Raw genomic sequence first — 17523 nt, forward strand, 5'->3', positions numbered from 1 at the left:
CCGCATCGGCTCAGCGGGTCGCGTCGCGCGCCACCTTGCGCGCCCACAGCACCAACGGGATCTGCAACGGAACCCGCGCCTGGACGGCGCGCCGCAGTGGCGCGGGGCGGTCCTTCCAGTCGGCGGCCATCTTCACGTTGGCGGGCACGACGGCGACGAAGAACGCGGCGGCCGCGGTGGCGGAGCGGGATCGGGTGCGCGGTACGGCGATGCCCGCCGCGAGCGCCAGCTCCACGACCCCGCTGGCGTAGGTCCAGGCCCGCGGGGAGCCGGGGAGCCGGCGCGGCACGATGGCGTCGAACTGCTTCGGCAGCAGGAAGTGGGCGGCCCCGGCGCCGGCCAGTAGTCCGGCGAGGAGAGCGGAGGAACGGACGCGACGCAAGTGAGCCTCCAGGGAGCGGGGGGCGGAGCGGTGAAGTCCGCATGACCTTACTCGTCGGTAACCGTCGGCGTCGAGGGTCCCTTCATTCGACAGCCCAGACTGTGCAGCTCAGGTTGCACAGTCTGGGCTGTCGATCTACCGTGGAGGCATGAACGACGACAGTGCATCGGTCGAAGAGCTCGCGGCGCGGGCCACCGAGGAGGTGTGGGTGATCATCAGTCGGCTCCGCCGCAGACTGATGGCGCTCGACGTGGATCCCGAGGGTGAGCTCTCGCCCGCCCAGGCGTCCGTGCTCTCGCGGCTCGACAAGTACGGGCCCTCCACCGCGAGCGACCTCGCGGCGATCGAGAACGTGCGACCGCAGTCCATGGCCAAGCACGTCATCGCCATGGAGGAGCGCGGTCTCGTCGAGCGCCACGCGGACCCCGAGGACGGGCGCCGCCGCGTGGTCGCCCTCACCGAGGCGGGGCGCGAGCGCCGCCAGGGGGTGCGCAAGGCCCGGCAGGCGTGGCTCGCCGGGCGGCTCGCCGAGTGCGGAAGCGAGGAGCAGCTGCGCGCCGTCATCACGGCGATGGCGCTCCTCGACGAGGTGACACAGGCGTGAGTGGCATAGCCGAGCGCGTCCAGAACGCCCGGAAGCGGGGTTCCGGCGACGGGTTCGACCGGCGCCTCGTCGCGCCGATGATCCTCGGGTCGATCCTCAACCCGATCAACTCGTCGATGCTCGCGGTCGCGCTCGTCCCGATCGGCCACGCCTTCGGCGTCCCGCCGTCCCAGACGGCCTGGCTCGTCTCCGCGCTCTACCTCGCCACGGCCGTCGGCCAGCCGGTGATCGGCCGGCTCGTCGACGCGTTCGGTCCGCGCAGGCTGTATCTGCTCGGCACCGCGCTCGTCGGCCTGGCGGGCCTGCTCGGTGTCCTCGCCCCGAGCTTCTGGGTGCTGATCGTCTCCCGGGTGCTGCTCGGCTTCGGTACCTCCGCCGCGTACCCGGCCTCCATGTATCTGCTGCGCACCGAGTCCGAGCGCACGGGCATCAGGAGCCCCAGCGGCATCCTCGCCGCGCTGTCGGTGTCCAACCAGGTCATCGCCGTCGTCGGCCCGACCCTCGGTGGCGTCCTGATCGGCCTGGGCGGCTGGCACCTCATCTTCGCGGTCAACGTGCCGCTGTCGCTCGCCTGCCTCGTGCTCGGCGCGCTCCGGCTGCCGAAGCACGTCCGGGCCGGCCGCGAGGCCGACGCCTCCACCTCGGCGGACGTGCCCGGCATGCTGCTGTTCGCCGGATCGCTCACCGCGTCCATGCTGTTCCTCACGGCGCCGGGGACCGCCCACTGGTACCTGCCCGTGATCGGCGCCGTCGCGGGCGCGGTCTTCGCCCGCAGGGAACTGGCCTCCGCCGACCCCTTCATCGACCTGCGTGTCCTGAGCGGCAACACCCCGCTGCTCGCCACGTACGCGCGCCAACTCCTCGCGTACACCACGTCGTACGCGTTCCTGTACGGCTACAGCCAATGGCTCCAGGACGGCCGCGGACTCGGCCCGGAACAGGCCGGCCTCCTGCTGCTCCCGATGTCCCTGATGGCCATCGGCGTCACCGTCCTGACCGGGCGCCGCCCGCAGGTACGGGCCAAGCTGTATGTCGGTGGACTCGCACAACTCGTAGGCGTCGCCGCCCTGTTGGTGCTGAACTCCGACAGTCCGATCTGGCTCCTCGTCGTCATCGGCGCGATCTTCGGCATCCCGCAGGGCCTCGTCGGCCTCGCCAACCAGAACGCCCTCTACGCCCAGGCCGACCCGGAGCGCACCGGCGCCTCCGCCGGACTGCTGCGCACGTTCAGCTATCTCGGCGCGCTCCTCGCCTCCGCCGCGAACGCCGCCTTCTTCCAGGGCGGCGCCGACACGGCCGGGCTGCACGAGCTGGCCTGGATGCTCGTCGTCGTGTCCGTGCTGCTGCTCCTGGTGACCGTGGCCGACCGGGCGCTGCGCCGGGTCGGCCGGGACTGACCCTCGTACCTCCCCCCTCCCATCTGTCTCAACTCTGCTTATGACTAAGGAAAAACACGTGTCTCTCACCACTCTCGACCCCAGGTCCGCCCTCGTCGTCGTCGACCTCCAGAAGGGCCTCATGGGGGTGTCCGGTGCCCCGCACGCCGTGTCCGACGTCGTCGACCGCAGCGCGCGTCTCGCCGACGCCTTCCGCGCCGCGGGGCTCCCGGTCGTCCTCGTCCGGGTCACCTTCTCCGCCGACGGATCAGACGCCGTACCCGGCCGCACCGAGACCCCGAGCGGCGGCCGAGCCATGCCGGAGGGCTGGGACGAGATCACCGAACAGCTCGCCGGGCACCCCGAGGACCTCACCGTCACCAAGCGGAACTGGTCGGCGTTCTACGGCACCGACCTCGACCTGCACCTGCGCCGCCGCGGCATCACCCAGGTCGTCCTGACCGGCGTCGCCACCAGCATCGGCGTCGAGTCCACGGCCCGCGCCGCCCACGAGCACGGCTACCACGTCACCCTCGCCACCGACGCCATGACCGACGTCGACCCGGAGGCGCACCGCGGCAGCGTCGAGCGGATCTTCCCGCGCCTGGGGGAGACCGGCACGACGGACGAGGTACTGAAGCTGCTGGCCCCGACTCACTGAGCAACGCCCGGTCCCTGACGGCCCGTCGGCCGCCCCGTACGCTTCGAGTGTTCGAAGCGGTCGACGGAAGGCAGTTGCGGGGCATGGGGTTTCAGGAACGTACGCGGTTCGGGCGGCTCGGCCGGTCGGCGGTGCCGGTCGCGCTCACGGCGCTGTTGCTGGCGGGATGCCAGGGGGTGGGCGGCGGCGGGTCCGAGGACTCGGCGCACGGCGCGGAACCGTCCACGTCGGCGAGCGCGACCACCGGAGAGAGCACCCTCCCCGGCGTGCCGAGCGCGGACGAGGCGCGCGACGAGCTGGCCGGACTGAAGGTGGCACCGCACGGCTCCATGTCCGGCTACAGCCGCGACAAGTTCCCGCACTGGGCGGAGCAGGGCGACAGCTGCGACACCCGCGAAACCGTCCTGAAGCGCGACGGCAAGGACGTGAAGACGGACGACGAGTGCCACGCGGCCTCCGGCAACTGGGTCAGCGTGTACGACGGTGAGAAGTTCACGGACTCCGGGGACCTCGACATCGACCACACCGTGCCGCTCGCCAACGCCTGGCGCTCCGGCGCCGACGACTGGACGCAGGAGGAGCGCAAGGCGTTCGCCAACGACCTGAAGCACCCCCAGCTCCTGTCGGTGTCCGCCCACTCGAACCGCTCCAAGGGCGACCAGGGCCCCGACGAGTGGCAGCCCGAGGCCAAGGACTACTGGTGCACGTACGCCCGTTCCTGGGTGTCGGTGAAGTCGACGTACGAACTGACGGTCACCGACGCCGAGAAGAAGGAGCTGACGACGATGCTGGGGACGTGTTCCGCGTGAGCGGGGACGAGAAGAAGCCCGAGACACTGACGGGCGAGGTGCACGCGGGGCCCGGCGGCGCCATGACCGACGAGGTCGGTGTCGTCACCGGAGACCTCACCGTCTCGACGATCCGGGAGTCCGGGGACCGCGCCCGGATCGCCGTCCAGTACACCGGTGCCGACGAGTGGTACACCCTCACCGGCAGCCCCGCGGCCGTGCCGCCCGGCGGCCTCGCCGAGCTGCACGCCGAGGTGCTGCGCAGCGTGGAGCGCGGGGGTGGCGCGGTCAGCCCCTGACGGCTACGCCTCGAAGTGGCGCCGCGGATTGGCCCGCAGGATCGTGTCGATGTCGTCCTTGGACACACCCTTGTCGGCGAGGGCGGGCAGCACGTCCTCGCTGATGTGCCGGTAGTTCCACTTCGGGGCGACCTCGGCGCGGTCGATGTCGCCGAACCAGTCGATGACGCACGCGGCGTCGTGCGAGATCGTGATCCGGTCGGTGTGTCCGCGGCGTACCAGCTCGACGATGGTGTCGACGCGCTGCTCGGTGGTGAGCGGGGCGTCGAGCCCGAACCGGTCCATGCCGAGATACGAGCCGGCTTCGGCGAGGCGGGTCAGATAGTCGATGTCGTCCGTGTCCCCGGAGTGTCCGATGACGACGCGGGCGAGGTCGACCCCCTCCTCGGCGAGCACGCGCTGGGCGACGAGCCCCGACTCCGAGGCCGCGTGGGTGTGCACGGTGATCGGCGCCCCGGTGCGCACGGAGGCCTGGCCGACCGCCCGCATGGCCCGCTCGACGCCGGGAGTGAGGCCCTGTTCCTCGATGGCGCACTTGAGGAACGCGGCACGCACACCGGTGTCCGCGATGCCCTCCGTCAGATCCTTCACGAACAGGTCGACGAGCGGTTCGGGACCGCCGAACAGGGTGCCCGGGCCGTTGTAGTGGAACTGGAACGGCAGATCGTCGTACGTGTAGAGACCGGTCGCGGGGACGATGTTGAGGTCCGTGCGCGCGGCGATCTTCTGAATGCGGGGGATGTACCGTCCGAGGCCGAGCACCGTCGGGTCGAGGATGGTGTCGATGCCGAGCCCCTTGAGCTCGTTCAGCTGGGCGACGGCGTCGTCGACGACGGCCTGCTCGTCCCACCGCGCGTAGTTCTGCCGGAACTCCTCGCCGACGATGACGACGTGTTCGTGGACGAGTACGTTTCCGAGCTCGCTGGAGTCGATCGGTCCGCGGACCGTCCAGACCTGCGTCATCGGCGCGCCTCTCGATGTGGACGTCGGAGTTGACGTCGGATTCAAGGTGAGCCGAGCGTCCCGCCGGGTGCCCGCGGGCGTCAAGACATGGGACGGGGTGTGATCGGAAGAGGCCCGTCGGCGGAGTCTCCAGGGCGTTGGGGGCCGCCCCGAAGTCCGGCCGACGAGCGACTCACAGGCGACGGATCCAGGCGGCGATGCCGTGGCCCACCACGAGGTAGATCACCGCGGGCAGGGCGTTGTTGAAGAAGACCCGCAGCCCCTCGGTGTCCATGGTGAAGATGTCCCGTGCCCAGCCGGAGAGCCAGTCGGCCATGCCGTGCACGAACTCGACGAACACGTTCGACTGGTTCGCGTCGAGCAGGTACAGCACGATCCACAGAGCGAGGAAGACCGCGGCGATGTCGGCCAGCGTGTGCACGAGCAGGGCGAACCGGTCCGCGCCCCGGCCGCTGCGGTTGCGCACCGGTCGGCCGTTCGGCGTGAACCCGGAGTTCTGGCCGTAGCCGGTGTGCGGGACGGGCTCGTAGGGGACGTCCGGGTCCTGGCGGTAGGCGGACTGCTGCCGCGGGGGCGGCGGCGGTCCGTCGTACGGGCGGGGGCCGTGCTGCGGCGGCGGTCCGTCGTGCGGGCGCGGGCCGCCGTACATCGGGGCGGTGTCGCCGCCTTGAGAGGGGTATGGGCCGTTGTGAGGCGGCCTGTTCGGACCGGGGCCGTATGGGGCATTGTTGGGTATGCCGTCGTTGGGGTGAGTCACGGGCGGCATGTTGCCCGTCGCGCGCGGCCGAAACCCGCTTCACCGACCGTTCACAGACACCCCCCATGACGGGCGCCGGAACGGCTACCGCTCGGCCACGACGACGCGGCCGTCCAGGACCACCAGACGCAGGTCACGGAGGTGGCCGATGTCCGCGGTGGGGTCGCCGTCCAGCAGGAGCAGGTCCGCGCGCCCGCCGGGTGTCACCGTGCCGAGGTCGGGGCGGACGCACTGCCGCGCCGCGCCGCTGGTGCCCGCGGCCAGCACCTGCGCGGGGGTCATCCCCGCGGCCACCATCAGCTCGGCCTCCTCCAGGGTGTTGGCCCCGAACCGGCCCCGGCCGATGAAACTGTCGCTGCCCAGCGCGATGGGCACACCGGCCTCGGCGGCCCTCTTGAGGTTGCCCCGGGCGTCCGGGTGGGCGTCGTCGGTCCAGAGCGTGGGCGTGTAGGCGACGCCCCGGTCGCGCATCAGGTCGATGAGCGTGCGGTCGGTGAGGGGTTCGACGGTGACCCCGTGCTCCAGGCCGTCGGCCCCCGCCTCGATCGCCTCGCGGGCCGCGGCCTGCTGCGTGGTGTGCACCGTGACCCGCAGGCCCCGCTCGTGCGCGGCTCGGACGCCCGCCCGGAGCAGTTCACGGGGGAGCCGTGCCAGTTCGACGCCGTCGGGGAAGGCGGGGTTGCTCCAGACGTACGTCGGCTCGCCGTCGTGGGCGCACGCACCCTCCGACAGCAGTTTGATCGCGTCCACCAGCCGGTCGGCGAGGCGGTGCACCAGATCGCGCATCTCCCGGGCGCTGCCGACCTCGCCCGCGAAACGTGTGCGCGCCCAGGGATTGCCGCCGAACACCGTGGCGGCGGGATGCCCGTCGCGCCCGGTGAGCCCCGGCCCGGTCGCGAGCAGCCGCGGCCCCCGCAACGCACCCGCGGCGAGCCTGTCCCGCGTGCGCAGGATCCCGTCCGCCGGATCGCCCACCGACTTGACGGTGGTGATCCCGTGATCGAGGAACAGGCCCAGCTGCCCCGGGAGTTCACGCTCCTCGAAGGCGCGCATAGCGTCGGGGCCCGTGACCGCGCGCACGTCGTAGACATGGACGTGCGTGTCGATCAGGCCCGGCACGACCCACCCGCCGCGCGCGTCCACCTCTCGTGCGCCCGTGAGCGGTTCGGCCGAGACGGCGGCGATCTCCGTGCCGGCGACGGCGATGTCGTACAGGCCCGTGAGCGCCCGATTGCCGTCGAAGACGTGGGCGCGACGGATCACGAGATCGTGCGTCGCGGCACCGCTTCGTGTGGCGTTTCCCTGGGACACCCTGCCTACTCCCGCTCTTGGTGCGGATCGGCCAGAATGCGGCGCAGCAACTGGGCGATCGACGTCCTGCCGAGCTGCTCCGCGGCGGCGCGCTCGGCGTTCTGGAACTCGGCTTCGAGCACGTCGCCGATGCCTCGCCCGATCGCGCATGCCCTGCTGGGCGGATGGGCATGCCGCGAGAAGATCCGTCCCTCCTCGACGGCGGCGTACGCGTCGTGGAGCGTGATGTCCTGCGGGGCGCGGGCGAGCGTCCAGCCGCCTCCCCGCCCCTCGGTGGACCGCACCAGATCCGCGTCGCGCAGCAGTCCGAGGACGCGCCGCACGAGCACCGGGTTGCTCTCCAGGCTGTCCGCGATCTCCGCGGAGGTCAGCGAGCCTCCACGCCGGTGCGCGAGCATCGCCAGCGCGTGCATGGCCACCGCGCTCCTGCTGCTGAGTCCCGCCATCGCCGACCCCTTCGGTTAACTGCAATCACCGTAGTTACAGTTAAATCGGCGGTCAACCGCCCACCGGAGTGCGGGGGCTCGGACGGTCAGGCGCGCAGTGCGTCGATCGCGGTGTCGACGGCGGCCAGCGCCGCGGACCTGTCGAGGCCGGCCCGCGAGACGAGCGAGAGGCCCTGGACGACGTAGAGCAGCAGCTGGGCCTGGGCCTCGGGGGCGGCGGAGTCGGTGACTTCGCCGGCGGCCTGACCGCGGCGCAGCGCGTCGGTGAGGATCTCGGTGAACCGCCGGTACGAGTGGGCGACGACCTCGGTCGCCTCGGCGTCGTGGGGGACGAGTTCCGCGGTGGTGTTGCCGACGAGGCAGCCCTGCGGCGCACCCCGGTCGGAGATCAGCTCGTCCAGGCGGGCCGGGTGCGTCAGGATCTCGCGCAGCGCGGGCAGCAGCTCGGTGGTGTCGAGTGCGGCGACGAGGTGCCGCTCGTACACCTCCCAGTAGAGCCGGACGGCGTCGAGGTAGAAGCGGCGCTTGTCCCCGAAGGTTCCGTACAGGCTGCCGCGTTCGACGTCGAGGGCGTCGACCAGGTCCTGGATCGACGTCGACCCGTAGCCGCGGGACCAGAACAGCTCGAGTGCCCGCGTCAGCGTCTCGTCCTTGTCGAATCCGCGGGGTCTTCCGGTGCGTGCCACGGCCCCGAGGCTACAACTTCTTGACGAGGCGTTCAAGAAGTCGTAGCTTCGGTCGCATTACTTCTGGAACGGCTGCACAGAAATCGGCCGGACGTGCGCGGCGTGCGCGCGGGTGAAGGGAGCGAGGGACGGAATCATGGGACGACTCGCAGGGAAGTACGCGCTGATCACCGGTGGAGCGAGCGGCATAGGTCTGGAGACCGCGCGTGAGTTCCTGGCCGAGGGGGCGACCGTCGCCATCACCGGCCGCTCGCGGGAACGCCTTGACGAGGCCGCCCGGAAGCTGGACGGGCCGCTGCTGACGGTCGTCGGCGACGCCGGTGACGTGCCGGGGCAGGCGGCGCTCGCGGCGCGGCTCCAGGAGGAGTGGCCGCGGGTCGACATCCTCATGAGCAACGCCGCCGACACCACCCACCTGCCGATCGAGGAGTGGACCGAGGAGGCGTTCGACCGGCTGGTCGCGACCAACCTGAAGGCGCCGTTCTTCCTGATCAAGGCCCTGCTGCCGCTGTTCTCGCAGCGCTCCTCGATCGTCCTCGTCGGTTCGGTCTCCGCCTTCGTCGGACACGAGAACGCGACGGTGTACGGCGCGAGCAAGGCGGGCCTGCTGTCCTACGTCCGCGGGCTGACCCACGAGCTGAAGGAGCGCGGCGTCCGCGTCAACGGGCTGAGCCCGGGCCCCACCGTCACCAACGCGCTCGCGGCGCTCGGCCCGGAGCGGCAGGCCGCGCTCCACGAGGAGTTCCGCCGCACGGTCCCGCTGCACCGGCTCGGCACCGCCACGGAGATGGCGAAGGCCGCCGTCTACCTGGCGTCGGACGAGTCCGCGTACACGGCGGGCACGGTGCTGCGCGTCGACGGGGGGATCGGGGAACTCGCCTACTGAGAGGTACGAAGAGGTGGTGCCCGCTGGTCCGTTGGTCCGGAGGGGGCGGGCCGCTTTGCGAGGCGACTGTGCCAATGGCCCAGTAAATCCGGCCACTGTTGAACCAAGGGCCCTTCTACTGTTGAAATGAAGGCGTCGATGGCGCTGCGGACCCCCGGGAGGGTCTCCGCGGCGCCTTTTCCATGTCGGGAGCACGCGCGGTACGGAAGGGGCGGGGCACTTGCTGAAGAGGGCGTTCGTGGCGGCGGATCCGGGGCGCATGAGGCTGCGGTTCGCGACGCGGGCCGTGCTGGGGATCGGGCTCGCCGTCGCGCTGTGCGGCGCGGTCGGGCACTCACTGACCGGAGCGATCACCGGCGGCCTCGCCGCGCTGCTCGCGCTGTTCACGGTGACCGACGCGACGGTGCGCGGGCAGGCCGTCACGACGGCGCTGCTGCCGGTCGTCGGACTGCCGGTGCTCGCGCTCGCCGCGGCCCTGCACGACATGCCCCTCGCACGCGACCTCGCCTTCCTCGCCGTCGTGGGAGCGGGTGTGTACGCGCGGCGGTGGGGGCCGCGCGGGCACTCGCTCGGCGTCTTCGCGTTCATGACCTTCTTCGCCGTGTCAAGGGCGTCGCGGGCGTTCAGCCCCGCATAGCAGGTATTAGAGCTGGTCAGAGCGAGGTTCAGGCAGATTCGGTGCGTCGCGTGTGTGGTCGGGTGTTGTCGGGTGAGTCAGGGTGCATGCTGACGGCTTGCTGACTTTCCTGACGTGCCGTCAGCCTCTGGCTTCGGCGGGTGTAGCGCGGCCGCGCGGGTTGGTCGTACGGGGCGGTGGTCGAGTGCGGTGGTCATGGCGAGGGGCCCTGAGGATGTCGATGGCTCCCCGGCCAGTATTCGTCGCCTGTCCGTCGACTCCTCGATATGGAAATGGCCGCGCGGTTTCTTTGTGGCCCGTGAATACTTGTGTGACGGAAGTTGTTCGTGTGGCTTGAGTCTCCGTAAAGGTTGGCTCGAAATCCCCATCGGGAGTAGTGCTCTCCCTGCCAGACTCGCCTCGTGAATTTATCGGCCACTCGGTTGGTGCTCTCCCCGATTACCAGCTTGAAGGCGCTGCGTATGGTGCGGGACTCTGGTTGGTCCTTGTCGTTCGATGCGGCGTGGCGTGTCGCGAGGGTTGCGACTCGCCCTGATGAGGCCCCCTATCAACACCACGGTCACCGCCCCGTAGGCAAGGTCGGTCCTTCGTCGGTGCAACCCTTACCTCAAGAGCCGGGCGAGGGGGAATGAAGGATGGCGTTGCGGTCGGCCCTTGGGAATCGAACTGGCTCTCGCAACCCTTGTGCGCGGTAGTGCTGATAAACGGGTTTTAGCCACGATCGCAGAGTTGGATGTAGTCGTCGACTTAACACCTGTATGAATGAAGCTGGTTGTGTATCCCACCTAGGGCGAGGGGGACTCGTGCCCGATCCGCTGGATCTGTCGATGGTCGTGAGTAGCGCGTTGCCGGCAACCTTTACGTTCCTGTACGAGCGTCTCAATGTGGCTCTGCAGCGACGGCGTAGCGACCGGGAAGCAGGCCCCGACGCGGCGCCTGATATTCCGGACGTACTGGTGGGAGACCTTGCGCTGCCTCTCCGGATCGACTCCGACCGACTAACGAGCCACGCCCCGGTGCTGGAGGCTCTGGCTCTTGCCATGGCGCCGTATGAACGTGACCGAACCATGATCGTTGCTGACGAAGTGGCAGTGAGGCAGATTCTTGGCCGGGTCCGGGACGTACTGGAAGACATCTACGGTCAGCGGTTCACCTTTCAGGGCGAGACGCGCGCTCGATCAGGGCCGTTCAGCGAGCAGCATTACGACGTCGTGGCAGGCGAAGTGACCGGCATGGAGGCGCAGCAGGCTATTCGGGGTTCCGCCACGAGCACAATCAGGGCGAAGAGCGTGGAGCCCGGCGGAAGGGTGGTCGGCATGAAGGCCCCCGTCATCGAGGATCGGGACTGACACCGAATCTTGCGCACCGATCTGCCGGTGCACCCATCGCATCGTGTCGCACAGCTACGTCAAGAGGAGTTTGTGCATGCCTGAGGGTCCCTCCGCGGCCAGCGCAACGCCGTTCGTCGGCCCAGTGCCGCAGCTGGGAAGTGCAGTTGACGCAGAGCAGGAGCGTCAACCCGGCGCTGGTGACGTGACGTCAGTAGGTAACGCCGATGCAGACACTGGTCTTGATGGGCTCGCACAGCTCGAGACTGCCGGCGGCGACACGGATCCAGGCGGGACCGACGACAGTAGCGGTGCCCCTGCGCCCGATACCTCGGCTAGAGGCGGGGCCCCCAGTGCCAGCGTCCACGCGGACACCAATCACGGAACCCTGATCGGCCAGTTGTTTGAAGCGGTGCAGCGCCACAGCGGGGCGCCGCTTCCTCCGGCCGTGGTTGATCAGGACTTGGCCGACTATGTTTCGGTCCTTAATGAGGACCGTCTAGCACAACTTCTGGAAGACAACCGCGTCGTCGTCTTGGTCGCGGATCGCCTCGGCAGCGGTCGGTGGACCACAGCGCTGAGGCTCTTGACCACTAGGCCAGGTGACTCCTTGACTCTGCGGCGGATACGTCGGGAGTCGGGGGACGCCTTCAGCATGGAGGGGCTCAAGGGGCACAAGCGAACGGGGTGGATTCTCGACCTGCGGGCCGCCGAGGAGGCTCTCCCGGCCTCCTGTGACTTCGGGTTGGAGCTCCTGCACTCCGATGATTTGCGCGCGGACGGTTCGTACCTCGTCGTCGTGGTGGGCACTGCGTTGTGGCGTGACGTCAGGGGGGTAGCGGGAGATCTTGCACGTCCTCCTCAGCCGCCCGATTCTGTGACGCTGTTTCAGAAGTTCCTGCAGTCCGCGAAGCTCGCCAACCCAGAGGCCTGGGCTGCCGATACACGCATTGGCGAGCAGCTCAGTGGACTGCTTCCCGGGCAGGTTCGAGCCTGGGCCAAGACATTCGTGCGGACGGAGTCCGAGTACCGCGTTGCCACCGGCCACAGTACGGCCCCCGGATCCAAGGGGTTCGATGCAGTCATCAAGGCCGCCAGCAATGCAGTGGCGGGGTGGATGGATGTTCTGACCAATTGGCACTCCCACCCAGGACGCACCAGCTACGACCGCAACTACCTGCTCCTAGCCGCGGTGTACGACGGAGAGCCGGTCGACAGCATCCACGAGAAGATCGCGTCTCTCTCGCGTGCTCTGGGAGAGAAGAACGACGAGGTACAGCGTCTGAGCGGTCAACAAGGGCCGGGCCTGATCCAGCTCGCCAACCAGGCTGAGTCGGAGGTTCTCCCCGACGGCAGATTGCGTTTCCCTGGCCCTGGCTTCGCAGAGGCCGTGGTGCGGTACTTCCTGCTGGACCGACCCGAGCTCATTGAGCGATTCACGACGTGGACGGCGCAGCTGTGTGTCGACCTGCCCGCACCAAAGGCCGAGAAAGTGGCGGAGCGGTTGTCCCCGTGGATCTTGCATCACGTCCAAGTGGCCCGCTCCATGCGGGTACTGCTTGGCGTAGCCGCTAGCTGGTCCGCGGACAAAACTCTGAGGAAGCACGCTCACGCACTGCTCGTGACTGCCGCGTTGGACCCGGAGGTCGGCCAGCTCACGAGAAACGCCACCAGTAAATGGATCGAGAAGGAGAACGCACCTCTCTTGCAGACGCTGGCTCAGGTCTTCCAGAGTGTCACTCCTGCGCATCCCGTACAGATGATTCGCCGCCTCGGTGACCTGGCTGGTTCGCTCGACAGGCGAGAACGGCTCGATGCCAAAGAGAAGTTGGACGTCGCGAACGCTGTAGGCGCGGCCATCGACGCTCTCTGGGAGGACGACAAGCTCCGCCCGCAACTACGCAAGACGTTGAACTCGTGGTTCACCAGTGGTCATGAAGGGCAGCGGCAGGCCGCGGCGAGCGCTTTCATGTACCTTGCCATGCAACAGGAAGGCGCCTCGGGAACGCCTACGCTCCTGTGTGGGGCCGAAAGTTCGGTAGAGGACTGGGTGGTCAGCGGCTGGCGCATCGCGCTCGAGGTAGAGGAGCCGACTTCACTCACCCGGCAAGCTTGCGCTGCCTGGCTGGACACGGCCACAGCACGCCCCAGTGCGTCTGACCGGATCCTCAGCGTTCTGGTGCGAGCGGTCCACGACACACCAACCGATCACTTGCGTGGACAGCGCTTCCTCAACCTGGTCCGAATCGCCGAGTATTGGCTTGAGCGTGGGGAAGTCGGAAACCGGCAGGACCGCAATCGATTCCGGTCCGTCCTAATGCAGCGTGCCCAGCAGGCAGATCCTCACCAGCCTCGTGTACACGACGAAGCTGAGACATCTGGTGTTTAGACCTTGGCCCTTGCCAGCGCGACGGGGCGGGTTTTCCATCGAATTCACCGCCCCGAGTGCTGATGACGGTTTCCGCTTCACGGTACAAGCAGAGGGACGGTGGCGTACTAGGTGGGGGCATCATGCCCCGGAGGCGCCTGCGGCATCCTTCGCGCTCGAGGAAGTCACGAGGATTGCGGCTGCCTGCCCGATTCTGGTTCCGGCGCAGCTGCAGAGCCGTGCCAACACGCGTCTGGGAGAGCCCGTACGCCTACCGGACCAGGGGATATGCGTCGACTGGGCCACTGTGTACGTCCACGTGCCTCCAGTCGATCTTCGCATTGCCGAATCGGACATGCGTCGTCGGGCTCGAGCGAGAACCGAGTGCGAGGTCAAGCAACTTCGCATCGATCAGGCGTCGATGTACCACGACCAGCTTCGCAAAGACCCCACACTTGTTCTCGCGCAACTCCTCCTCGACTCGCCCAACACCCTCACCGAGCAACTCGACACGATCGTCCCCAAGGTTGCTGAGCAGGTAGCCGCCTACGCGCCGGGAGCAGAGTGGGTACAGACAACCCATCTGCTGAGAGAGTGGTTCGGGCCGTTGGCTCCGGACGCCAAACAGTTCGTTGTGGATCGGTTCTGCACTGTGGCCACTGAGTTCGGGGGAGACCGGGTTGCTCAGCGATTGAGGGAGGCCCACCAGGGCAGCCCCCGCTCGTCCTCGTCGGAGGCCATTGAAGACACCACCGATGATCCGATGGCCCCGGAGCCGGGTCCCTACTTGGCCAGCGGCCAGTAGTACGTGTCTCAGAGGCGAGGCGTATCCCGAGAGGACCTACCGCCGGCGCCGAAGACAGTCCGCACTCGGCCGCCTGACCCCGGTCGAATACGAAGCCGTCATGACCACACCGGCCCTCCAGGCCGCATGACCAACCTGTCACCCAAACCCGCTCCCAGCCCGCCGACCAGGGCTGGTCACCCGCCTCGACGTGCCGCTTCGTCCGGTCCGACTCGTCGGCGGTGTGCAGCATCCCCGGGTGGGCGAACGCCGCCCGCGCTCTCGCTGCGCTCCGCGCTGTCCGTGCCGGACGCTCGCTGCCGGCGGCGGTCGAGCATGCGGGTGCGAGCAGAGAGCTGTGCGCGCATGGGGGGCTCCTCGTACGTGGCGGGGGACCTTATGCACAGGAGACGGCCGGCGCGGCCACGGGATAACAGTTTTTGCGGTGCCCGGCCTCCCTCGCCCCCCGGCCTGGCCTCCCTTGCCCCTCGCGACACCTCCTGCCTATGGTGAATGCGCTTTCATTCGCTTTCGCTCCAGGCCCTGCCGGGCTGCCCAGGACTCGGGGACCCCAATCAGTGAGTACAGCTCCCACCGTGTACGACGTCGCCGAACGTTCCGGTGTCTCCATCGCCACTGTGTCACGGGTTCACCGCACCCCCGACACGGTCCGCGCACAGACCCGGGAGCGGGTCCTCGCGGCGGCCCGTGAGCTGGGCTACGTACCCAATGGCAACGCCCGCGGTCTGGCCAGCCGTTCCACCGGCGTGCTCGGACCGTGCTTTCCCGACTACTCCGACCCGGACGCCGAGTCCGCGGCGGAGCGCGGCGCGGACGGCGATGCCGCGATGCTCTACTCCGACCAGATCATCCGCGGCATGGAGCGCGCCGCGCGCCGCCACGGTTACGCGCTGCTGATCGCGGCCTCCCTCCAGGGCGGCCCGGAGAGCCAGGTGGCGAAGGTGGCGGGGCGCGTCGACGGGTTCGCGGTGCTGGCCCGCACCGTCCCGACGGAGGACCTGGAGGTCATCTCGCAGCGGCAGCCGGTGGTCATGCTGGCCGGGCCGCGCGAGTCGGACGGCCCCGACCACCTGGACCACATCGAGGTGGCCAACGCCGACGGCCAGCGCGAACTCACCCGGCACCTCATCGAGGACCACGGCCTGCGCCGACTCACCTACGTCGGGTCCGCGGAGAAGTCACCGGACGTGCGGGCCCGTTTCGGCGGATACGTCGACGCCTGCCGCGCCGCCGGGATCCCCGCTCCCGACGAACCCGATCTGCGCGTCGACATGATGACGCAGGCCGAGGGCGCCCGCGCAGCCGACGCCCTGCTCGACCGTCCCGGCGAGCGCCCCGAGGCCCTGCTGTTCGCCAACGACCAGCTGGCGGTCGGCGCCCTGGAGACACTGGAGCGCCGGGGTGTGCGGGTGCCGCAGGACATCGCGGTCACCGGCTTCGACGGCATCGCGCTGAGCCGCCTCGTGCGCCCGGCCCTCACCACGGTCCGCCAGCCGATGCGGCAGATGGGCGAGGAGGCGGTGGAGCTCCTCGTGCGCCGCCTGAGTGGGGGTCAGGACAGCGAGCCGGTGTCGATGATGCTTCCGGTGTCCCTCGCGCGCAGGGGCAGTTGCGGCTGCGGGGGCCGGAACCGGAAGTAGCCCCCTCCCAACACCGGGAGCGGCCCCTCCCGCAACGGGGGCGGGCCGCACGTCACTTCAGCGTGCGGGCGAAGAACTCGCTGACAGCCGCGTTGAGTTGGGCCAGATCCGCCTGCGTACCCTCGTACTTGAAGTGTCCGGCTTCCAGCACCTTACTGGCCCGGTGGTGGCACCGAGGGGTCGAACAGCGCCGCGGTCACGAGCACCGGCCGGCGCAGCCGGCCGCCGCCGTCGCCGCGTCGAAGTAGCACAGCGCGTCGACGACCTCGGGGTGGTCCGCGTGGTACCGCCGCACCGCGGCTCCGCTGCCGACGCAGTCCAGGGTCAGCCGCAGCGGGTGGTTCCCGAACGTCGGCACCGTCAGCTGCCCGGCGGCGAACCCGTTGTCCCAGGGCAGCGCCAGGGCGCCCAGCCCGCCGCTGAAGCTCACCCCCAGGGCTTGGCGGATGCCGTCGCCTACATCGCCGCTATGAACACAAGCCTGACCACTTCCTTGCCTTTGTCGACAAGGCCGCCGCTCTCGTCTGTCACGGGCACCTCACCACATGAACGGTGGAGAGGTGTTGTGGCGTCGGTGGAATCAGTCGGTGATGAAGCTGGACAGCATCGCGGCCGGGTATCGGCTGCCCGCCGAGCCGTGGGGGAGGATCTCGGTGATGTGAGCCATGTCGGCGTCAGTGAGCTGGACGCTGTCCGCGCCGGCGTTCTCCTCGAGACGCTTGGCGCTGCGGGTGCCGGGGATGGGCACGATGTCCTGACCCTGGACGAGGAGCCAGGCCAGCGCGAGTTGGGCGGTGGTGATGCCCTTGGCCGCGGCGAGTTCCCTGAGCTGTTCGGTGGCGCGGAGGTTGTAGGTGTAGTTCTCGCCCTGCCAGCGCTCGTCCCAGCTGCGCATGTCGTCCGCGGGGTATTCACTCGCGGGCTTGACCGCCCCGGTCAGGAAGCCGCGGCCGAGCGGGGAGTAGGGCACCAAGCCGATGCCGAGCTCCCGCAGGACGGGAAGGATCTCCTCCTCCACCTCCCGCTCGAAGAGCGAGTACTCGTACTGGAGCACCGAGAGCGGGGTGACGGCGTGGGCGCGTCGGATGTACTGGGGGCCGACGTTGCTCAGGCCGAAGTACTTCACCTTGCCCTCGGTGATCAGGTCGCCGACCACGCCCGCGACCTCCTCGACCGGAATGGTGGGGTCGGAGATGTGCTGGTAGAAGAGGTCGATGTGGTCGCTCTGCAGGTAGCGCAGGCTGTTCTCGGCGACCTTGCGGATGTTCTCGGGGCGGCTGTTGAAACCGGAGCCCAGCGGCTGGGTCGTCATGTCGAAGCCGAACTTGGTGGCGAGGGCCACCTCGTCGCGGAAGCCGCGGACTGCTTTGCCCAGGAGGATTTCGTTACTGCCGGTACCGGCGCCGTACAGCTCGGCGGTGTCGAAGAAGTCGATGCCGATTTCGTGGGCGCGGCGGATGGTCGCGATGCTCTCGTCGTCGTTCGAGGCGCCGTAGGCCATGGACATGCCCATGGTTCCCAGGCCGAGCGCCGAGACGCGCAGACCCTGAGATCCCAGATTGCGGTGCTGCATGAGTTCACTCCCT

Annotated in this window: 17 protein-coding genes and 3 pseudogenes; 12 read left to right on the forward strand and 8 right to left on the reverse strand. The window is 69.1% G+C overall.

Features of this window, described 5'->3' with window-relative positions; all coding sequences use genetic code 11:
- Positions 1-10: 10 nt before the first annotated feature.
- Positions 11-382: a DoxX family protein gene (locus ACNYS0_RS35095; protein ID WP_422479538.1), complete on the reverse strand. Its 372-nt coding sequence runs from the start codon at positions 380-382 to the stop codon at positions 11-13.
- A 148-nt stretch (positions 383-530) separates the two neighbouring features.
- On the opposite strand from ACNYS0_RS35095, the gene ACNYS0_RS35100 reads away from it, so the two are divergent.
- The 5 genes from ACNYS0_RS35100 (at position 531) to ACNYS0_RS35120 (ending at position 4110) form a co-directional block, all read left to right on the forward strand.
- On the forward strand, positions 531-986 hold the full coding sequence (locus ACNYS0_RS35100; protein WP_422479540.1) for a MarR family winged helix-turn-helix transcriptional regulator: 456 nt from the start codon (positions 531-533) through the stop codon (positions 984-986).
- Between the two features lie 77 nt (positions 987-1063).
- Positions 1064-2383 carry an MFS transporter gene (locus ACNYS0_RS35105; protein ID WP_422482858.1) on the forward strand — a complete coding sequence of 440 codons (1320 nt, stop codon included), beginning with the start codon at positions 1064-1066 and terminating at the stop codon, positions 2381-2383.
- A 58-nt stretch (positions 2384-2441) separates the two neighbouring features.
- Positions 2442-3023: a hydrolase gene (locus ACNYS0_RS35110; protein WP_422479542.1), complete on the forward strand. Its 582-nt coding sequence runs from the start codon at positions 2442-2444 to the stop codon at positions 3021-3023.
- Between the two features lie 83 nt (positions 3024-3106).
- Positions 3107-3832, forward strand: coding sequence for an HNH endonuclease family protein (locus ACNYS0_RS35115; RefSeq protein ID WP_422479544.1), 726 nt, complete (start codon positions 3107-3109; stop codon positions 3830-3832).
- Positions 3833-3894: 62 nt separating this feature from the next.
- On the forward strand, positions 3895-4110 hold the full coding sequence (locus tag ACNYS0_RS35120) for a hypothetical protein (protein WP_422482859.1): 216 nt from the start codon (positions 3895-3897) through the stop codon (positions 4108-4110).
- Between the two features lie 3 nt (positions 4111-4113).
- Here the strand turns inward: ACNYS0_RS35120 and ACNYS0_RS35125 are convergent, their stop codons facing one another.
- From ACNYS0_RS35125 to ACNYS0_RS35145, 5 genes are all read right to left on the reverse strand, one after another.
- Entirely contained in the window at positions 4114-5073 is a 960-nt protein-coding gene (locus ACNYS0_RS35125; RefSeq protein ID WP_422479546.1) for a phosphotriesterase family protein, read from the reverse strand.
- A gap of 172 nt (positions 5074-5245) precedes the next feature.
- The gene (locus tag ACNYS0_RS35130) at positions 5246-5539 is read right to left on the reverse strand and encodes a hypothetical protein (RefSeq protein WP_422482860.1); all 294 of its coding nucleotides are present in this window, start codon (positions 5537-5539) and stop codon (positions 5246-5248) included.
- 375 nt (positions 5540-5914) lie between these two features.
- Positions 5915-7093, reverse strand: coding sequence for an amidohydrolase family protein (locus ACNYS0_RS35135; RefSeq protein ID WP_422479548.1), 1179 nt, complete (start codon positions 7091-7093; stop codon positions 5915-5917).
- Positions 7094-7146: 53 nt separating this feature from the next.
- Positions 7147-7587, reverse strand: a complete 441-nt coding sequence (locus tag ACNYS0_RS35140) for an Rrf2 family transcriptional regulator (RefSeq protein WP_422479550.1) — start codon at positions 7585-7587, stop codon at positions 7147-7149.
- An 86-nt stretch (positions 7588-7673) separates the two neighbouring features.
- A complete protein-coding gene (locus tag ACNYS0_RS35145) occupies positions 7674-8273 on the reverse strand; it encodes a TetR/AcrR family transcriptional regulator (RefSeq protein WP_422479552.1) in 600 nt (199 codons plus the stop codon).
- Positions 8274-8409: 136 nt separating this feature from the next.
- Here ACNYS0_RS35145 and ACNYS0_RS35150 point away from each other — a divergent pair, with 136 nt between their 5' ends.
- The 6 genes and pseudogenes from ACNYS0_RS35150 to ACNYS0_RS35175 all read left to right on the forward strand — a co-directional run bounded on the left by ACNYS0_RS35150 (position 8410) and on the right by ACNYS0_RS35175 (position 15937).
- On the forward strand, positions 8410-9159 hold the full coding sequence (locus ACNYS0_RS35150; RefSeq protein ID WP_422479554.1) for an SDR family oxidoreductase: 750 nt from the start codon (positions 8410-8412) through the stop codon (positions 9157-9159).
- A 220-nt stretch (positions 9160-9379) separates the two neighbouring features.
- A pseudogene (locus ACNYS0_RS35155) lies at positions 9380-9760 on the forward strand (FUSC family protein); the annotation flags it as partial.
- Between the two features lie 839 nt (positions 9761-10599).
- Positions 10600-11145, forward strand: a complete 546-nt coding sequence (locus tag ACNYS0_RS35160; RefSeq protein WP_422479556.1) for a hypothetical protein — start codon at positions 10600-10602, stop codon at positions 11143-11145.
- Between the two features lie 634 nt (positions 11146-11779).
- On the forward strand, positions 11780-13513 hold the full coding sequence (locus ACNYS0_RS35165) for a hypothetical protein (protein ID WP_422479558.1): 1734 nt from the start codon (positions 11780-11782) through the stop codon (positions 13511-13513).
- A 400-nt stretch (positions 13514-13913) separates the two neighbouring features.
- Positions 13914-14297 (forward strand): hypothetical protein, encoded by a 384-nt coding sequence (locus tag ACNYS0_RS35170; RefSeq protein WP_422482926.1) that lies wholly within the window; start codon positions 13914-13916, stop codon positions 14295-14297.
- Positions 14298-14854: 557 nt separating this feature from the next.
- On the forward strand, positions 14855-15937 hold the full coding sequence (locus tag ACNYS0_RS35175) for a LacI family DNA-binding transcriptional regulator (RefSeq protein ID WP_422479560.1): 1083 nt from the start codon (positions 14855-14857) through the stop codon (positions 15935-15937).
- A gap of 52 nt (positions 15938-15989) precedes the next feature.
- Here ACNYS0_RS35175 and ACNYS0_RS35180 read toward each other — a convergent pair.
- Positions 15990-16373, reverse strand: a pseudogene (locus ACNYS0_RS35180) (acetylxylan esterase family protein); the annotation flags it as partial.
- Between the two features lie 2 nt (positions 16374-16375).
- Here ACNYS0_RS35180 and ACNYS0_RS35185 point away from each other — a divergent pair.
- Positions 16376-16486, forward strand: a pseudogene (locus ACNYS0_RS35185) (IS5/IS1182 family transposase); the annotation flags it as partial.
- Positions 16487-16517: 31 nt separating this feature from the next.
- On the opposite strand, the gene ACNYS0_RS35190 reads toward ACNYS0_RS35185, so the two are convergent.
- A complete protein-coding gene (locus tag ACNYS0_RS35190) occupies positions 16518-17510 on the reverse strand; it encodes an aldo/keto reductase (RefSeq protein ID WP_422479562.1) in 993 nt (330 codons plus the stop codon).
- Positions 17511-17523 lie beyond the last annotated feature (13 nt).

The organism is Streptomyces anthophorae (genome assembly GCF_049310305.1).
GTDB lineage: Bacteria > Actinomycetota > Actinomycetes > Streptomycetales > Streptomycetaceae > Streptomyces.